3 protein-coding genes and 1 pseudogene are annotated in these 2,574 nt (G+C 57.9%); all 4 read right to left on the bottom strand.

Going from position 1 to position 2,574, the window contains the following annotated elements; all coding sequences use genetic code 11:
* Positions 1 to 192 (bottom strand): annotated as a pseudogene (locus FAA86_RS24250) (helix-turn-helix domain-containing protein); the annotation flags it as partial.
* 67 nt (positions 193 to 259) lie between these two features.
* A complete protein-coding gene (locus FAA86_RS24245; protein WP_136543872.1) occupies positions 260 to 607 on the bottom strand; it encodes a hypothetical protein in 348 nt (115 codons plus the stop codon).
* 112 nt (positions 608 to 719) lie between these two features.
* Positions 720 to 1,331, bottom strand: coding sequence for a response regulator FixJ (gene fixJ / locus FAA86_RS24240; RefSeq protein WP_136543870.1), 612 nt, complete (start codon positions 1,329 to 1,331; stop codon positions 720 to 722).
* On the bottom strand, positions 1,321 to 2,574 hold a 1,254-nt coding region (locus tag FAA86_RS24235; RefSeq protein ID WP_136543868.1), incomplete at its 5' end, for a PAS domain-containing sensor histidine kinase. The genes fixJ and FAA86_RS24235, both read right to left, overlap by 11 nt.

Here is a 2,574-nt window from a genome sequence, read left to right as displayed (position 1 = left end):
ACCATCAGCGAGAAGACGGTAAATGCGCACCGCCCCGTATTCGATCTGGTAGAGCGATCGCGTGCGCTCGCCCTGCGCATAGATCACGCAGTCGGGCGCATGAAAGGTCACCGGCCTGATATGCGTCTGGCTGCGTGCACGCGGCGGGGGCGAGAGATGCGAATTCTGTGCGATGGAAGCTGCGGTTTGCATCGGCATGTCCCCTTTGGTTGAAGGGATCATGTTGAATTGGGAGCTTGGCCGCCATTGAGTTCTTCCACTACGGATTTCTACGTAGGGCTGATACCGCGTTAGCAATATCAGGCCCGTTGAGGGGTTTTGACAGCACGCATATGGCTTTCCTGTTCCCGCTACCGTAGTCCCTGTCGTCCTCCGCCAGGATGACGAGCTTTATGCCGCGGTTGGCCAGACTGAGGCCGGCCGTCAGATCGGCAGGCGGCAGGCAGGTGTCGAGGATGACGCATTCCGCACGACTGATCGCCTCCGTTGCCATCTTCCAGTCGTTGAACTGTTCTACCGGCTGGCCATGCGTGTTGAGCGCAAAGCTGATCGACCGCAGCAAAGCCGGGTCTTTGACAACAGCAACAATTGCAGACAGCGTGGACAATGGGATCCCAGAAGCTCGGTCGTGATCTCTCACCAAGCTTTAAGATCGCATCTTGGCCGACGCGCCACCTTGTCATGGATCAAGCTTTACGTCGGATTGCGCGACATATTGGCTAGACGCTGACGGCCAATGACATGCGCACCAGTTCGGGAAGGCTGCGTGCTCTCATCTTCGTCATGACATTGGCGCGATGGACTTCGACCGTTCGCGGGCTGATATCAAGATTGAACGCGATAGCCTTGTTCGGCTGGCCGGCTACAACGGCCGACAGGATTTGCCGCTCCCGTTCACTCAGGCTGCCGATGCGCGAGCGGATGTCATCCACGCTCAGCGTACCCGCGGATGAATCTGCCAGTTTCTCGGCCGCCCGCCGCACCGCCTCGATGATGACCGACTCTTCAAACGGCTTCTCGATGAAATCTTCAGCACCGGCTTTCATCGCTTCAACGGCCATGGGAATGTCGCCATGCCCTGTCACGATTATGGACGGAATGGGGGGCGAAATGCTTGAGATCTTGCGTACCAGGTCAAGCCCACTCATGTCAGGCATTCGCATGTCCGTGATCAGGATCGCGTTGCGAAGGCTTGAGGCAATTTCTGAAAAGGTTGTTGCGGATGGATGAAGCCGCACGGCAAAACCGTTCACGGTGAGCATGAACCCCAGCGATTTGCGAAGTGCCTCCTCGTCGTCAACGATATGGACGGTGAAGTCATCAGGCTGCATTCTGGTCCTCGTCGTACTGGATCAAGGTAAAACTGAAGGAGGCGCCGCCGAGTTCACTTTTGGAGACGGTCATGTCTCCGCCATGGGCCTCGATGATGCGCCTGGAGATCGACAACCCGATCCCCATGCCCCCTGCCTTTGTCGTGGTAAACGGCTTGAAGATATCCTGGGCGACTTCCGGAGAAATCCCGGGACCGGAATCCTCGACCGTCACCGTCAAAAGTCCCATCTTGTCGGAACAGACACTGACGCGGATTTCCTTTTTCTCGGTTTGCTTCATCGCCTCGATCGCATTCCGCATCAGGTTGGTGAGGACCTGCTGAATCTGAATCCGGTCGACGAAGACCTGGTCGTTGTCCGCGGTGAAATCGAACACTGTGCGCACGCCCTTTTCCCGCGAGCCGACGAGAGCGAGCGCTCCGGCCTCTTCGATGAGTTGACGCAGGCTCTCCGTCCGCTTTTCCGTCTCGCCTTTGGTTACGAACTCGCGCAGGTGTCGAATGATCTGTCCGGCGCGAATGCTCTGTTCGCCCGCTTCCAGCAATGCGTCACGAACCTGGATGTCGCGATCCCCAACCGCGTGCTGTAGCAGGCGCGCGCAGCCATGCACGTAGTTGGCGATGGCCGACAATGGCTGGTTCAACTCGTGCGCCAGCGTCGACGCCATCTCTCCCATTTCGTTTAATCGGCCGAGCCTTGCGAGCTCGGTCTGGTACTCCTGCAGGCGGGCGGCGGATTCCTCTCGCTCCGTGAGGTCGCGAACGAACCCAGTGAAGAACCGCTTTCCGCCACGTTTGATCTCGCCGACCGCGAGCTTCATCGGAAAAGTAGAGCCATCCTTACGCTGGCCGACCACGACGCGGTCGACGCCGATGATCCTCTTTTCGCCCGTTTCCATGTAGCGGCGCATGTATCCGTCGTGTTCGACCTTGTAAGGCTGAGGCATGAGCAGCTTCAGGTTTTGCCCAAGCGCTTCAGCTTCCGAGTAGCCGAACTGGCGGACGGCCGCGGAGTTGAACGAGATTATGATCCCGTTCTCGTCGCTGACGATGGTGGCATCAAGGACCGTGTCGAGGATAGACCCCATTCGGGCCTCGCGGTCGTCAAGCGCTTCCCTGAGTTCCGCCAACATCTCTCGATTTTTGTCTGCTCGCCTTGCAAACCAAACAATCAGCGCTGACAAGACGGCAAGCGCGAGTGTTTGCACGCTAGCTGTTTCAAATAGAAGAAAATGACCTGAAAG

The sequence above is a fragment of the Rhizobium rosettiformans W3 genome (genome assembly GCF_004912135.1).
Classification (GTDB): Bacteria; Pseudomonadota; Alphaproteobacteria; order Rhizobiales; family Rhizobiaceae; genus Allorhizobium; species Allorhizobium rosettiformans.
Note: the sequence above shows the minus strand (reverse complement) of the source record. Positions and strands in the feature narration are given on the sequence as shown.